This window comes from Streptomyces sp. E11-3 (assembly GCF_046540415.1).
Lineage (GTDB): Bacteria > Actinomycetota > Actinomycetes > Streptomycetales > Streptomycetaceae > Streptomyces.
The window spans coordinates 71947-87554 of the sequence record NZ_JAZGRL010000001.1; the positions used below are offsets into that span (position 1 = coordinate 71947).

The following is a 15608-nucleotide window of genomic DNA, read 5'->3' on the forward strand; positions in this document are numbered from 1 at the left end:
GCAGGGCAGGGTGCAGTGGCGTATAGGCCTGATGTGCCCTGGCACGGATGGCGCGTCGAGCACGTCTTGAACTTAAAGCGGGCTCATGCGCGACACGATCCTTTCGGTCATTTGTTCCCGTGAGCGGCTCACGATGCAACGCGTGTAGCACGCGGCCGCCTGCCGTCCGTCCTTATTTCCGACCGCTGGCTGAATGCCTGCCTCGCACTAGCGTTCGCAGCGCCATTGGCGCAGCTCAGGGTGCTCTCTTGTCGGCCAGGGCGCGGACTCGGGCACTCGTCCTTGCATAGGAGGCGGGGCACTGTAGAGGCAGGGTCTGACAATGCGTCCGCGGCCGGTACAGCGGGGATGGCGTGAAGTTTCGGCTACCGCCCGGTACCGGGCCGGACACTGCATGCACTGCCGGACGGGTGCGCCAGGATGCACCCATGAGTCTCGCCTCGTCCCTCAAGGAACCGACGTCGACGATGTCGCGGTTCCTCACCGAGCATCTGCCCGGTGCCGATGGCCTGTTATCCGACTACCGCAGGCGCCTGGCCCGCTATCCGGCGCCGGTGGCCCCCGCTGCGGGCGCGGGGCTGCGACCGGAGTACCGGATGCTGGGCCACACGATCGACCACCGGCTGCGGATCAGTCTCGGAGCGCCCACCGGTCAGCCGATCAAAGAAGGGGTCGTGCGGGCGGTTATCGACGACGACGGCTGGCCGGGCCTCGACGTCATCAGCACGGTGCAGGCAGCGGGGGCGGTGTTGCTGAAGGAACTGGACCAGTACGAAAGCAGCGACGGCCAGCCGCTGGCGCTCGACTCCGAGGCGGAGGACCGTCTGGTGCGGCTGTGCCACGTCGCCTCGAGCTTTGAGGCGATCTTCCGCCACGTGGGATGGGTACGCAGCAACAGCCTGGGCTCCAGCCGGCCAGGCGCGACACTGGACGAGATCGTCGATGCCGTGCCGGCCTACGTCGTCGACGACATACGCCAGCAGATGGCGTTGGCCGCACATCCCGGGCCCTTCGACGGCCTGCGGCAGCTGCCCGCAGCGCAGCGGGTCTGCGGTCCCGTCTTCGACGGCAGCATGCATGTGGGAGGAGCCGACGCCGACTTCATCCTCCACGGGCAGCTGATCGACTGCAAAGCCACCATTCACCCCGAGCGGGTGGGCCGCGCTGAGCTCTACCAGCTGGCCGGCTACCTCCTGCTCGACTACAGCGACAGCTACGGCATCGAATCCGTGGGACTGTACCTGTCCCGCCAGGGCGCCCTCATCGACTGGAGCGTCGCGGACTTCCTCGGCTTCATGGGCGCACGGCTCGAGCTGCCCGACCTGCGCGCCGCCTGCCACTACGCGCTGAGTGAGGGCGCGGCCGGCACCCCGGCACCGCCGGAGGACCAACGCCGCCCGCTCCCCCGCCCGCGCAACGCGCCCCCCATCCAGGACACGCTCTTTGGCGCCATGTCCTGATCGGCTACTCCAGCTGGCCCTACGGCAGCCGGTAAGCGCAACGGGCAGCGAGTGGAATGGCTCTTGCCTGCCTCCCGTAAACGCTCATGCCGACGATCGTTGCGCGACAGGATCCGCTGGGCGCCCGGTCGGGGGCGAGGAACTACACGAGAGCTGAATGCCTTGGCGGGCAAGTCCGCGGCCGGTATGCGGCTGCAGGAAGGCACCGCTGCGAGTAAAAACCGCCGGGCGCGGCCCTGCAGGCGCTCAGATGGGAATCCTGCCCGCGTTCCGGGCGCCGACAGCGCTCCCATCGGTGATGGCGCTGGAGCCGCTCTGCTTCCGCTCCTTGTAGCCGCACGCCTTGTTGGTGTGAGCGCGATGTGCGAGCCACGGCTCGCCGTCGTGGGCCCGACTGGCGTCTCCATGGCATGTGTCCAGACGCCTGTCCTGCCCTCCAAGCAGTGCCTTCCATCCCGTTTTCCCTGCATACATGAGAGTTGTTCGTGATCCCTCTGTCTTTCGAAGCACACCAGCAGGCTGGTCCCCCGCCGCCACTGAGCATCGGCCGTCGCTTCGCTGATCCGGCACACATGACCGCACGGTTCATCCGCCCTGACGGCACCGAGCACGAACTGCCCTGGCTGGAGGCGGCTGGAGAACAGCGGCTGGAGGAGTGTCTGCCGGTGCGGCGGTTCCCCGTCTGCAAGGGGCGGCGCTCGGCACCGGGCTGGTACTGGTCCGCGACCGACAGGTGCCTGGTGCACCACGGGTTCAAGGCCATGCGCACGCAGCTCATGATGCTGGACCACGATCCAGTGGTGACAGCTCTGGCCTGCCGGCCGGTGGAGCTGTCGTGGCACGGCCGGGGCGGCAGGACCGTGTCGCACGCGCCGCACCTGATGGCACGTCTGGCGAACGGCGGCGGATTGCTGGTGGATTGTGCGAGCCGGTTCGGGGCGGGGCGGCGACTGGTTTGGCCGGCCGCCCACCTGGAGGGTGCTGCAGCCGCGGCAGGCTGGCACTACCGTCTGATCGCACCGCCGCAGCCAGTGGTGGAGGCCAACGTGCGCTGGCTTGCCGGCTACCGGCATCCGCGGTATGCGCAGGGCCGGTTGCCGGAGGTGGCCGAGTGTTTTCGGGCGCCGACGGCGCTGGCCGATGGGGTGCGGCTGCTGGGTGATCCGATCGCGGTGTGGCCGTCGGTGTTCCACGCACTGTGGGTGGGTGTGCTGAGCGTGCCGCTGGAGCGCCCGCTGCACGAGCGGGCCGTCGCCGTGGCGTGCGCGGCGGAGGCCGGGAGGTGAGCCGGCCTCTGCTCAGGCCCGGTACCGGTGTGCGCTACGGCGGCCGGGAATGGACCGTCGCGGGTATCGAGGCCTCCTCGGCGTCCGGTGCGCGGATCTGGCTGTCCGGGACGGAGAAGAAGGACGGGCAGGACACGCTGGCGGTGTTCGGGCTGGCGGAGCTGCTCGGCGATGCGTCGTTCGAGCCGGTCGGGGGCCCGCCGCGTCTGCGGGTACCGCAGACGGGCCTGCTGTCGACGGTGCCCGAGGGCGAGCAGTGGCGTGCGTTCGAACTGGAGCGGCACGTCCGTGAGGTGGAGACGGGGCGTCCCGCCCCGGACGGCACGGCGTCGGTGAGACCTGAGTACGATCCCGCGTCCACCACGCTGGCCCAGCGTGAGCAGGCGAAGGCCGATGAACTGGCCGCGCAGGGCTGGGCGGACGTGAGCCGGGCGACGGTGCGCAGGTGGCGTGCGCGCTACCACGCGGACGGGGTGTGGGGGCTGGTCAAGAAGCGTCGCAGCCCGGCGCGGCTGGTCCGCTCCGATCCCCGGGTGGTCGAGGCGCTGCGCACCCTGCTGCCTGTCGAGGCTTCCCGCTCCCGGTCGCGGGGGTGGAAGAAGCGGATGCGCGGGGAGGTGCAGTGGTGGCTGGACGACCACCACGGCGAGCAGGGCCGGCGGACGGTCGAGGTGCCGCCGCAGTCCACGTTCAACAGACTCCTCGACACGGTGGAGGCATCCCTCGGGTTGCAGGGGACGGTGGCGCAGCGGCGTGCCCGCGCCGCCCGTCCGGCCCCGCCGTTCACACCGACGCTGACGCTGCGTCCGGGTGAGATCGTGATGCTGGACAGTTCGCCGCTGGACGTGCTGGTGGTCCTGGACGACGGGGTGGTGGGGCGCCTGGAGCTGACCATCGCCGTGGATGTGGCCACGCGCGGTCTGTGGGGGGTGCTGCGGCCGGCGGGGAGCAAGCTGACGGACGTGGCGGTGCTGCTGGCGCAGATGATGACGCCGATGGTGATGCGGCCCGGCTGGTCCGTGGCGCTGTCGATGGCCTCCTCGGTCGTGCCGCACGAGCGGCTGACCGACATCGACGAGCGGCTGAACGACGCGGCGGCCCGTCCGGTGATCGTGCCCGAGACGGTCGTGGTCGACCAGGGCAAGGTGTTCGTCTCTGCGGCCACCCGGGCCGCGTGCGAGAGCCTGGGGATCTCTCTGCAGCCGGTGCCTCCGGCCAACGGACCGGCCAAGGGCCATGTGGAGAGGTCGTTCGGTTCGATCAATTCGCTGTTCTGCCAGTGGTTGCCCGGCCACACCGGCTCGAACGTGAGCGAGCGCGGCTCCAAGGTCGAGCAGGAGCCGCTGTGGACCGCGGCTGAACTCCGGGCGCTGTGGGAGGAGTTCCTCGTGCACTGGCACCACCGCCCGCACGCGGGGCTGCGGCATCCACTAATGTCGAAGAAGGCTCTCACCCCGAACCAGATGTGGGCGGCGCTGCTGCCCGTCGCCGGATACGTGCCGGTGCCTTTGCCGGCGGACGACTTCGTGGAGCTGCTGCCGGTGCGCTGGCAGCCGATCACCGATGCCGGTATCCGGTTCGACTACCGCACCTACGACGGCAGCTGCCTCAACGGACACCGCGGGCAGCACTCCGGGGTACAGGCGCAAAAGGGCCTGTGGGAGGTGCACTACAACCCCTACGACCCGGTCCGGATCTGGGTCCGGCTGCCGGAGGGGTTCCGTGAGGTGGCGTGGATCCACACCACCTCGGTCACGCTCCCGTTCACGCACCACGTCTGGGAACACCTCTGCAAGGTGGTCGAGCGCACCGGCTCGCGTGAGGAACACGAGGCCGAACTGGCCCTGGCCTTGGACGCCTTCCTCAGACGGGCCGCGGGCAAAGAGAAGCTGTCCACCGTGGAGCGGCGGGTGATGGCGAAGTCCCGCGCCTCTGAGACCGTGCCAGTGCCCGCGGGCGAGATCCACGTGCTGGACGTGCTCGCCCCGTCGTTCGGGCTGGCCGGTGTGTACGCGGCGCCGGATCCCGACGACGAGACCCTGCCGGACGAGGACGAGGACGAGGACGAGGACGGGGACGAGGACGGGGACGAGGACGGGGACGAGGACGGGGACGAGGACGGGGACGAGGACGGGGACGGGCCGGAGGCCGGCCGTGTCTCGGGAGGGTCTCTCATCCTCAGCGACCAGGACCTTGAGGAGGACCAGTGGCTGCCGTAACTCCTGCCGTGGGCGGCGACTTCTCCGACGGCGATGTCACTCCCGGCGCGGTCACGGACTGCGTCCGGTGGCAGGAGTACGTCTGCCGTCTGCGCGTGACCACCCCTCCGGTGGACGACCCGTCCTGGGACCGTACGAGGCTGCTGGATTACCACTCGGAGTTCGTCACCCTCAAGACGGCTTCCATGGAGCGGGCGAAGGCGGAGCTGAGGGTGACTCTGCTGGTGAACAACAAGCAGCCGGGTACCGCCCGGCGCGGGCTGATCGTGTCCGGGCCGCCGGGGGCGGGAAAGTCGACCACGCTCATGGAACTCGGCCGGTCCTTCGAACTGAGCGAACGGCGCCGCCGGCCGGACCTGGAGGGGTCCATGCCCGTGCTGTTCGCTTCCGTCCCGCCCACCTACACGCCCAGGAACCTGGCCAAGGTCCTCGCCCGGTTCGCCGGCATTCCCGTCCACGACCGGATGACCGAACACACCATCACCAACGCCGTGTGCCACGTCCTGTACGAGCGGGGCACCCGGCTGGTGTTCATCGACGACGTGCACCTGCTCAACACCCGTACCCGGCCCGGCGCCGACACCTCCGACCAGGTCAAGACCCTGATGGAACGAGTACCCGCGACGTTCGTGCTGGCCGGCGTCAACGTGGAGGACTCACCGCTGCTGACCGGGCCCCGCGGCGCCCAGCTCGCCGCCCGCTGCAAACTCCTGCGCACTCCCCCGCTGCTCAACGGCACCCCGGAACAGAAGAAGACGTGGCGCACGCTCCTGGGCGACATGGAGGGGGCGCTGCGGCTGGCCCGCCACCGGCCCGGAACGCTGGTGCGCCACGCCGCCTACATCCATCTCCGCACCGGCGGCGTGATGGCCAGTCTCTCCCTCCTCGTCAGGGAGGCCGCGATCCGCTCCATCCTGGACGGAAGCCTCGCGATCACGAAGAAACAGCTGTCCCAGGTGCTCCTCGACGTCCAGGCCACGAACGCGGCGCGCGCCACCCTGCGGCAAGGCCCCGGCAACTGACCGGCGCGGCGGAAGGCCCCACCCGAGCCTCCCGCCGCGAGCCCGCCCTGTAGTCCCCCCTTCCCGTGCCGACGGGGCGCTGATCCATGGCCGCGCTCCTCTGCCCCGCCCTGCCCTCAACACCCCCACGCGCAAAGGACGATGCCGATGCAAGCCTCCGCCTCCACGCTTGTTCGTATCCCGCCCGTGGCCGGGGAACTGACCGGCTCCTGGTTCCGTAGGATGGCCGCCCCTTACGGTCTGCCCGCGCAGGACTTGCTACGGGGCATCCTGAGCGGCGCGCACCGGGTGCAGGTGGCGGGCGCTCCGGGCAGCGGCCTGGAACTGTTCCTCAACACACCCGCGCGAACGGCCCTGGCCCGCTCCACCGGTCTTCCCCTGACCCGGCTCACCCGCCTGCTGCCCGCTCTCGCCGCCCCGCACGGGCGACTCGCGGACGACGAGAACCCGCGGGCGGCCTGGTACATGCCGGGCGAGGCATGGGTGGGGACCTGTCCTGCGTGTACCGGGCGGGCCTGGCGGCCCGGACAGCCGGTTCTCGTGTACCCGGGAACGGCCGGGCACGTCTGCCGGCGTCACCGGCGCTGGCTCCTCGCGCATTCCGGGAGGCCGGCGAGCATTCCGCTGGAGACCCTGCCCGAGGTTCTCACCGCTCACCGCCATCACTCTGCTCTCGCACGGGCCCGTCCGGATGCGGCGGACGTGGTGGCCCTCGCCGCGGCGGTGGTGTGGTCGTGGCAGGTACAGGGGTGGAGATCCGAGACGGTCTGGCAGGACCGTGTACGGCGGCTGGCCGCGGTCACGGGATCCATGCCGACGGCCGTGGTGCCGCATGCGCTGGTGTCCTACCCGGAGACGATCGCCGTGGCCAGGCTGCTCGGTGCTCCGCGCTGGCAGCAGCGGCTGCGCGAGACCGCCGCAGTCCAAGGGGCAGGCGCCGCAATGGAATTGCTGCTCGGGGAAATCAGCCGCCGGGCCGGCAGGCCGTGGCTCGCGGACTGGCTGATCGCCTACACCCGCACCAGGCCCAGGACGGCCGCACAAACCGATCCGCTCCATCGGTGGCTGCGCCGGCTCACCACTGCGGACGGCACCGACAGCGACGGCTTGTGGACGGTCCACCGGACGGCCGTACGGCCCACCGAGTACAGCGACCGCGTCGGCTTCCTCACCGACCGCCGTCCCCGCAGCCTCTGCGAAGAGGCCGGGGCAGCCTTCCTGACCGGTGGCTGGGAACCGGTGCCCTTGCCGCGGCCCGGGCTGGCGCCCTGCCCGTGACATCTCCCCCAGCAAGGCAGTGCCGCCCCGTCGGCCTGCTCGGTGACTCGCCCGTTGTCCCTATCAGCGATCTCAAGGAGCTATACCTCATGTGGCTTTCACTCCAGGCAGCACACCAAAGGCTTGCCGACCTCACCCACCACACGACAGTCCCCGCATATCTGGATCATGTGAACCGCTACACGTTCGCCGCTGCCAGCCACGTGCTCATCGGTGATACAGCCGTGCCCGGCTACAAGTACCGGCAGCAATGGCGCTTCCTCGACCGGGACATCCAGAAGTCCGGCAAGCGGCTCGCCGGACTCGCGATCGACCCCGGCGACCTGGTCGACGCCGGCCTGGAGGCCAGCGAGCCACACACCTGGCGCTCTCGCGTCTGGCAGTGGATCTCTCAGGCCACCTATGAGTCCGAGCTTCCTCAGATGCAGGGGCCCGGTGTCCTATCCAAGGACTTCGCCGGGCAGCAGCTGCCCGAAGCTTTCACTCGGCGGACCATCGCGAGCACCCGGCCGCTGCCACTGATGGTCTGGTCGGGGAAGGAGTGGCTGCTTCCTCGCGCCTATGCTGCTGTGCTGGACCGGGCCGAGGAGGTCGAAGCCAGCCTCGCAGCGCAGGACGACGTGTGCAGCGGCTGCGGAACGCCGGCCGGCCGCGAGCAGTGGCGTTCCTCCAGCGCCTCAGGATTCGTCGTCCTGTGCCCGTCGTGTGCTGCCCAGGCCTCCAGGCCCTACACCGGCCATCTGCGAGGCCGCCAGTACACGAAGGGGTTCGCCAAACGCTCTCCCGCCGAGGTTTTCCTGTGCCGGATGTGTCCTGAGCCTCGGCGGGCCCTGTATTGGGACCACTGCCATTCCCACGGTCTGTTCCGCGGGCCGTTGTGCGTGAAGTGCAACAACTCCGAGGGCGCTCATAGGTTCATCGACCGTCCCGGAGGGGTCGAGCACCTTCTGCAGTGCACGGACTGCCGCGCTCAGCGGACCCTCCCCCTCCAGCACCACACCGACATCATCCGCCGCCTTGCCGTATTCGAACCGCACGCGGCATGCACGCACGAGCTGTCCTGGAGGTGGTTCTACGTCGAGGACGACGGATCGGTCGTGGCCCGGTTCCGGTGCTATCAACATCAGCCGGAGCTTGCGTGGTCCGTCACCGTCCCATCGGACGAAGTGAAGCTTCTCGTACGCCGGTTCATCAACGAAGCCATCGACTCCGGGCTGTAGCGGAACGCCGGGCATGTCGTCCTCGGCCGCCACCGGAGACGACATGCCCGCTGAGACGGCTCACCTCAAGCGCAGAGGCCAAAGCGCCGTTCTGAGTTCCGACACGCGTCCGGACGGAGCCGAACGACTGCGGACCACCACGCCCGACGGCCGGCACAGGCCCGTCGGGCGAGCGTGCAGTGCCCGAGGCTGCCCGGCTGCCGACTTCTAGGTCTTTCCTGGATAGCGCCACCGTCTTGGTCGGCACGAAGGAGCGGTCTCCCATATGGAGCTGATTCAGGCCGTCCCAGTCCGATCTTCGCAAACTGGAGCCTGATGGCGGCTCCGCGGTGGAGCCTGAAGCAGCCACACAGACCGTCATGCGGCCTGCACGGTGATCTCGGACGCCGCCTGCGGGGCTCGGCACTGTGGGGTTCAGTAGAGAAGGACGGATCGATCCGCTTCCGGATGCGCTGCTGGCAGTGCGTGTTTACACCCCAGTGGGAGCAGGTCGTGCCAGCCGCACAGGCCAGGCATCTGGTACAGGAGTTCGTCGACAAGGCTCTGGAGGCCGGTGCCGACGACCCCGGCCAGGAATCCGCCTGACTGCCCGTCCCCTCATCGTTCCTGTTCCTGAACTTCTCCGCCTTCCGAGTCCGCCCGTAGGCCGAGCATCAACGAAACGCGACACGTCATGGCTTGCACGCTTCGAACCCCACCGCCGAGCGGGCGAGAGAAGCCTCGGGCTCCTCTCGCCGGCTCGGCCATGGTGACCTGGCAGTCCGGTCGCACGGTCCCACCGGAGCGGAAAGCGATGTCGTGGAGGCGGTCTTGCGGGTGACACCCGTTCAGGGGGAAACCACATGGTCCTTTCTGCACCGGGTGGCGGCTGCCTACCGGCTGCAGGTGACCGACCTGACGACATGGTGGCAGTGGGCGAACCCCATGCCCGGAAGACGTGATGTCCGTCCCGACGGCGAGGTGTTCCTCGACGAGGTGGCGCAGGGGCAGCTGGCCGGGTGGTGTCGCGTGCCAGCGGGGCACCTGGCGCGGGCGTTGCCGTCCTGGGCGGCCGGGCCTGCGGTGTTGGCCAGCAGTAGTGGGGATGGGCAGGGGTGGGCGAGNTTGGCGTCCTGGGCTCGCGGGGTAGTACGCGAGCAGCGCCGTCCGGCGGGGTCGCCGCCGGAGCAGGGGCGGTATGGGCTGTGGTGGGTGCACAGCGCGCACCGGCCGGTGGAAGTAGGAACGGGGCTGCGCCGGCTGGCAGACCCTCTGGGCGCAGGCCCAGGCGCCCGTGGGGGTTCGGGTGCAGCAGGACGTGGCGGGCCGGCGGCTCGAGGGTGGCGGGTGGAGTTGGCGGTGCCGCGGCGGGTCGGGCACGGCCGGGGCCTGGAACAGCGGCATGCGCAGTTGTTCGCCGAAGGACTCGAGCAGGCCCGTCTTCATGTAGAGCGGTTCGGGCATCTGGCCATCGCGCACACCGACGGCCGGGCGCGGGAAGGGTTCGACCTGGGGCGGTGGCTGGCCAACCGGCGTGCCGACGCGGCGTCATTGACCGTGGGACAAACGGAACAGCTTCGACGCCTGGATGCATGGTGGAACCCGCCCTGGCCCGTCGACTGGCAGCGTGCCTGGTACCGCGCCCGCGCCCATGTGCACGAGCAGGGGCCGGTGCACGGCGGCGACAACCTGGCCGGGCTGCCCGGCTGGCTTCAGCGGTGGCTGCGCCACCAGATCTCCTGCTACGGGCAGTTGCACGATGGCCAGCGGGTGCTGCTGGCTGAACTCGGGCTGTCCACGGGCGAGGTCGAGCTGTTCCACACGTGGTCCGGGCGGCGGCGTCCGGTCGCCGATGGCCTGGCTGTAGCGCATGCCTATATCGCTCGCCACGGCCATCTCGCCGTGTCTCAGCCCACCGTCGCTGACGGTTTCGCGCTGGGGACCTGGCTCAGAAATCAACGCCAGCGGCAGCGCAGCCTCGGCCGGCTCACCCGGCTGGGACACCGTCTGACGGACCTCGATGCATGGTGGAACCCGCCCTGGCCGGTGGCCTGGCAGCGCATGTGGTGGGCCTGCCGCTACCACCTGACCGGGCTCCCGGACGGTGTTGAATGGTGGCCCGGCGCCCCGAACGACGAGCACGCCGCCGCCTGGCTGCGTGAGCAGAGCGCACGACGAACACTTTTGCTGTCAGGGCAACAGTGTCTGGTCGATGAGCTGCTGTCGCTGACCGGTGGGGTGCCGATGTGGCAGCCGCGGATCAGCGACGTCGCCTGGCAGACGCTGTCCGGGCTGCTGCCCGCCCCTCCCCACACCGGTGGCCGCCCCCGCAGCGAACGGCAGATCCTGGAAGCCATCGTCCACATCGCCTGCACCGCGCAGGCGTGGACACGACTTCCCCCAGCTCTGGGCCCCTTCCTGGCATGCCGACGTCGCTTTCTTGGCTGGCGCGACGACGGCACCCTCAAGCGAATCTGCCGCTCTGTTCTGCCGGAACAGGACGCCATCTGGCAGCAACGTCTGGCCGCCTACATCGACTTGTCTGCATGAAGAGATCCGTAGCCGGGTGCGCCAGGAGCGTGGTGTGCGTCCGATGGCGAGGTACTCCCCAATGCGGTGCCGCCAGAGCATCTGGCGCGGGGCTGTCGGAGTCCGTTCGGGCCTGCGGCGGCAAGGTGAGAATGGTGAGAAGAAGCGGCAGACAGGGGCGGGATGGGCAGGGAGTCCTACAGGACTGACGGAACGTGGCCTGACGGGCGGGAGACAGACCCTTCAGTGGTTTCTCTGCGGGCAGCGACTCGAGCGCTGCGGTTTCATCTGGACACACTGCCCGCGGTGTTCCACTTCGATGGGACGGGGGATCAGTTCCTCGCTGAGGCGGCTTTCCCGTACGCCTGCGCGGATTCGCTGCTGGGCTCCGGACTTGGCGGCACGGTCGTGGGCGCGCTGGCCCGGAGCCTGTTCGATGACGGTCTGCTTTGGCAGTGGATCGCCGAGTCCCCGGCGGAGCGGCGGCCGGCTCTGCTGGGCAGCATGCTCGACGAACGTGACCGGATCTGCAGGTATCTGGTTGACCACGAGGTGAGCTGCCCGAACCTTGCGCGGTGGTTCGTTCCCCTGCACGGCATCACTGACCTGACGGGAGCGTCGCTGGCGGCACTCGCAGCGCCGTCGCTTCCGGCTGAGGCAGAGCTCCTCGACTTGTTCCTCGCTTCCTCTACGACGCTGCCTGCGTCGCCCGCGTTGATCGGCGGAGGTGTGGAGGATCTTCTGAAGGCCGCCCGGGGCATGCTGGCTATGTCCGGGCTCCGGGGGGCGGTGATGGTCCTGGGGCATGCCGGCCACGGCAACCTGCTGGGCCTGCAGAGCAGCATGGCTGTCGGCGGTGTCCCGGGCCATGATCTGCGTGCTGATCACGAAGCGCTGTTCATGCATGTCGCGGCCGTGGGTGTGACGGTCACGCTTCTGGGCGTGTGCGCGGCCGTTCCGGAGTGCTGGCCGCCGGAGGTCGAGCAGGCTGGCTTCTTTGGGACGCTGATGCGGCTGACCGAGGACGTCGTTGCCGCGGCGAGCGCTGTGCATGGTCTGGGCGACCCGAAGCCGCCTGTCGGTGTCCCATCGAAGGTCAGGGTCCAGGCACGCAAGCGGCGTCTTCGGCCTGAGGTCCTCGTGGCCCGTGGTGACCTGCTGCCGGACATCGCCCATGTCGGTCCGATCGTCGCGGCAGTCCGTGAGTACGACGATTTCGTCAGCAGTTGGGCCACGGACCCCTGGGCCCACGGTGATCCCAAACTGGCGAGCGTTCTGGCCTACGCAGGGGCACATTCCACGTTCGCGACCGTCGTGAGCACCTTCGAGGATCATGCCGCCGTTACCACGGTGTTCGCCGCGCGGATGCTTCTGGAGGAAGCTGCCCGGTTCACTTGGCTGGCCCAAGATCTGGAGGACGAGGATGCGTTCGTCCAGCGGTCCACCCGTTACTTCGACGAGTTCCGGGCGCGGAAGAAGAAGACGATCGCGCTGTTCGCTGGCAACGGGGTGACCCTCGCTGCCGCCACGAGGCTGTTCCGGCTGCCCGGCAGTGTCGTCGAGGGGCCGGAGACGCTGTCCAAGGGCCGCCAGCCGCTGCCGTCGATAGACGAGATGCTCTTACTCATGGGGGCGCCTTACCCCGAGCCGGGCTGGCTACCGGTGGCGTACTCGCTGCTGAGCCAGGTCACGCACAGCACACCCATCGGCCTCGTTCACATGGCCCGCTACCGCGGCGGCACCTTGTCCGCCCATGACATCTCCCCCGAGATGCTCGCCCTGGCCCTCGACGCGGCCTGCCTGGGCAGCGCCCGCCTGCTGGGCATGTCCGCCCTGATCCTCACGCAGGGCAGCAACGAGGCCCGACAGTATGCGCTCGGCCTCGAGGAACGGGCCCTGGTGGTCCACGACAGGGCCCGCCTGGTGCACTGGCTGGATTGATCCTGTCGCACGGGACGGCGGCCACATCACGTCCCATCGGCGCACGGCGGGGGCAGGGAGTCCTCCCCCACCGGCCTCTGCGCTGGCTCGTTGGCTACCGGCGCCGGAGCGGCAGGTAGCGACGCAGCCTGGCCAGCGGCCTCGGCCTGGCTTCTTGGGTGCCCTTGACGAGCTCGCGACGATCGCGCTCCCGGTTCTGAGCAATCTCCACAGCCGAGTAACGGCGGCTGAAGCGGACGCGGCCGTTGCGGATCCAGTAGTGCGACTGGCACGGGAGTGCCCAGTTGCCGATCGAGGGGATGAGGGACACGCTCTCACCGTCGTAGGCCAGAGACCACTGTGTTGGGGAGAGGGGGGTGATGACCTCGTGGCCGCAACCGCAACAGCAAAGGTGGCCGCAGGTGTGGTAGGGGATCGAGACGTATAGCGCCCCGGGGTCCATCGCTGAGGGAAAGGTCTCGACGAAGACCGGGCGCAGGGTGTCCTGTGTGGTCACGGCAGGTCCTCGTTGGCGATCTCGTTGGTGATCAGCGAGTACGTGGTGTGGCCCTCGTCGGTGGCGTCGGCGTAGATGCCGATGGAGCGCTTCCAGCGGATAACGGCCAGGACGGCGTTGAGCGCGTTCAGGTCCGCGGTCTGGATGTTCCGCCCGTACGCGTCGTGTTCGGGCGCCGGTTGGGGGATGCGGTGGCGGGCAGTGTCGCGGCGTCCCGGAACGCTGGTCGTGACGCGCAGTAGTCCGCTGAGTCGGCCGTCGATCTCTTCGATGCCCATGCCGACATCGATGAACGGCACGTCGTGGGCTTCGAGCCAGTCCATGATGGCCGGCTTACTCGCCGCGTCGTCGGATGCGAGGAACACGAACGTCGAACCTTGGAGGAGATCGAGGTTGTCCTCGTCGAGGTACTGCTCGCATGCGGTCACTCCTTGGCGCATGTTCGCGTAGATCGACGCAAGATAGGTGGCCTTGGCCGGACGGCTGCGCAGTGTGTCGATGGTGGGGGCGCCAGGTGCCCGGAAGGCGTTGTGGTTATCGAAGGTGTCGCCGTCGATGAGGAGGATCGAGTCGACCTCGGTCTTAGCGACCTGGTCCAAGATGTAGCTTCCACTGCCTCCGAGGCCGACGATCACAATGCAATGGCCGCGATATCGGCGGTTGACGGCCGTGAGGCCAGCCCGGGAAGTAGCGGTGTCCCGGTAGACGAAGGGGCTGTCGTCCTCGATCTCCTGCCATGCCGCGCCCGGCGTGGGTGTGGCCGAGGGGTCGAGTGCTTGTGCCTGGTCGGCGATGATCCGCGCGTATGTGGTGATCTTCGTGTACTCATCGGGGAAGCCGTCCGGGCCAGGCTTGCTGGAGAGCATGAAGTGCGCCTGCATGCCCTCAGCGATCATCCGGGTCTCCGGATTGGCGAGGGTCAGGGGGCTGCCGTGCTCGTTGCACGGCGGGGAGCCGCTGAACCAGATGCGGTGGTCGGTGCCGGAGACGAGGCGGTCTCCACTGACGGTCACGGGGTAGGCGAGGAAGCCGTGCTCGACGATGCGGCTCTCGGTGACGTACGGAATGTGCCGGACGATGACGTGGCCGGCGTGAACGACGATGTCGTAGCCGTCGTCGAGGAGGCGGGACAGGTCGGGGTCACGAGCGAGAAGTGCGGTAGACATCGAAAACCATTCCTTTCTTCACTCGGACGCTGTGGCCAGCCGTGAGGCTGCCCGTTCCGTGTCCGTCGTGGCCGCGGCTGTAGCGGACGGTGTAGGTGTCCTGGTCGTTCGGCGGCTGGCCGGGGTGGGCGAGGTCGACGACCTGTTCGAAGGTGATCTCCTTCGCCTTCCAGGTGTGCGGTCGGGCGTTGACGATGATCGTGATGGGCGCAGGCCCGTGGCTGTCCTGGGACATAAGGTCCTCCTGCAATGAGGGTGTCGTGTGTTCGCCCGGGCTGCCCCGGGCGGGGCTGAGGCGTCCGGCGGGCCACCGGAGGGGCGGCGCGCCAGACGGTCGTGTTGTTGTGGCGGGTCAGCGCCGGGGAAGGGCGAGGAGGTTGTTGGTCCACACGCCATCAGCGTGGGTCCGCAGGTGCTTCTCGCCTCGAGTGGGCGTCACCACGGCGACTTCCGTGCGGTGGCCGGCTGCGTCGCTGGTGTAGGCCTTGCCGGCCTGATTCTCGATCCAGTCGACGATCTGCGCCCGGGTGTTGTCGCCGGTCTTGCCGGACGCCTGCTCGGTCCACCACAGGTGGGTGATGTGCTCGTGCGCGGTGCCGCCGGTCGACAGGCGCACCGCGGTGATCTGAATAGCCATCGTTCTGTTCCTACCGGCGGTATTCCGACGGCACCCCGCGGCCGGCGCCCGGGTTCCGTGATCACCCCTGAGTGGGGTGCTTCGCCTGGGACAGACGACGTAACTCGCGGGTAGGGGTGAACGTGGTGCAGATGGGGGTGGTGAAGCGTCAGTCGCAGTTGAGACAGCGGTCGCTGCCTGAGGGGAACATCGAGGGCGGGTGCAGCGTGAAGCAGCCTGGGCAGAGGCGTTCGGTGACGCGGGGCGGGCAGGCGCAGCGGCCGCAGTCGGGGCACGGGGGGATGCGGCAGCGCCGGCAGGCGGGTTCGAAGGAGCGGTACTCCTCGTCGCAGTTCGCGCAGATGTAGTCGCGTGACTGGGGGCCGGTGTCGGGGG

Annotated in this window: 12 protein-coding genes and 1 pseudogene; 8 read left to right on the plus strand and 5 right to left on the minus strand. The window is 69.1% G+C overall.

Features of this window, described 5'->3' with window-relative positions:
- Positions 1-428 precede the first annotated feature (428 nt).
- The 8 genes from U9R90_RS00240 (at position 429) to U9R90_RS00275 (ending at position 12934) form a co-directional block, all read left to right on the plus strand.
- Positions 429-1460 carry a hypothetical protein gene (locus tag U9R90_RS00240; RefSeq protein WP_411054307.1) on the plus strand — a complete coding sequence of 344 codons (1032 nt, stop codon included), beginning with the start codon at positions 429-431 and terminating at the stop codon, positions 1458-1460.
- 572 nt (positions 1461-2032) lie between these two features.
- Positions 2033-2746: a TnsA-like heteromeric transposase endonuclease subunit gene (locus U9R90_RS00245; RefSeq protein WP_411054308.1), complete on the plus strand. Its 714-nt coding sequence runs from the start codon at positions 2033-2035 to the stop codon at positions 2744-2746.
- Positions 2743-4965, plus strand: a complete 2223-nt coding sequence (locus U9R90_RS00250; protein ID WP_411054309.1) for a transposase — start codon at positions 2743-2745, stop codon at positions 4963-4965. The genes U9R90_RS00245 and U9R90_RS00250 overlap by 4 nt, the downstream gene beginning before the upstream one ends.
- Positions 4953-5987, plus strand: coding sequence for an AAA family ATPase (locus tag U9R90_RS00255; protein WP_411054310.1), 1035 nt, complete (start codon positions 4953-4955; stop codon positions 5985-5987). Before U9R90_RS00250 ends, U9R90_RS00255 begins: the two co-directional genes overlap by 13 nt.
- 147 nt (positions 5988-6134) lie before the next feature.
- Complete coding sequence (locus tag U9R90_RS00260) at positions 6135-7265, plus strand: TniQ family protein (RefSeq protein WP_411054311.1); 1131 nt, start codon at positions 6135-6137, stop codon at positions 7263-7265.
- Positions 7266-7354: 89 nt separating this feature from the next.
- Positions 7355-8485, plus strand: a complete 1131-nt coding sequence (locus U9R90_RS00265; protein WP_411054312.1) for an endonuclease domain-containing protein — start codon at positions 7355-7357, stop codon at positions 8483-8485.
- Positions 8486-9811: 1326 nt separating this feature from the next.
- The gene (locus U9R90_RS00270) at positions 9812-11014 is read left to right on the plus strand and encodes a Helicase associated domain protein (protein ID WP_411054313.1); all 1203 of its coding nucleotides are present in this window, start codon (positions 9812-9814) and stop codon (positions 11012-11014) included.
- Positions 11015-11299: 285 nt separating this feature from the next.
- Positions 11300-12934 carry a hypothetical protein gene (locus U9R90_RS00275; protein WP_411054314.1) on the plus strand — a complete coding sequence of 545 codons (1635 nt, stop codon included), beginning with the start codon at positions 11300-11302 and terminating at the stop codon, positions 12932-12934.
- Positions 12935-13028: 94 nt separating this feature from the next.
- On the opposite strand, the gene U9R90_RS00280 is transcribed toward U9R90_RS00275, so the two are convergent.
- The 5 genes and pseudogenes from U9R90_RS00280 to U9R90_RS00300 form a co-directional block, all read right to left on the minus strand.
- Complete coding sequence (locus U9R90_RS00280) at positions 13029-13430, minus strand: DUF6527 family protein (RefSeq protein WP_411054315.1); 402 nt, start codon at positions 13428-13430, stop codon at positions 13029-13031.
- Positions 13427-14596: a ThiF family adenylyltransferase gene (locus U9R90_RS00285; protein ID WP_411054316.1), complete on the minus strand. Its 1170-nt coding sequence runs from the start codon at positions 14594-14596 to the stop codon at positions 13427-13429. Before U9R90_RS00285 ends, U9R90_RS00280 begins: the two co-directional genes overlap by 4 nt.
- Positions 14571-14831 (minus strand): multiubiquitin domain-containing protein, encoded by a 261-nt coding sequence (locus tag U9R90_RS00290; protein WP_411054317.1) that lies wholly within the window; start codon positions 14829-14831, stop codon positions 14571-14573. Before U9R90_RS00290 ends, U9R90_RS00285 begins: the two co-directional genes overlap by 26 nt.
- Positions 14832-14948: 117 nt before the next feature.
- On the minus strand, positions 14949-15233 hold the full coding sequence (locus U9R90_RS00295) for a DUF3892 domain-containing protein (protein ID WP_411054318.1): 285 nt from the start codon (positions 15231-15233) through the stop codon (positions 14949-14951).
- A gap of 148 nt (positions 15234-15381) precedes the next feature.
- A pseudogene (locus U9R90_RS00300) lies at positions 15382-15608 on the minus strand (DUF955 domain-containing protein); the annotation flags it as partial.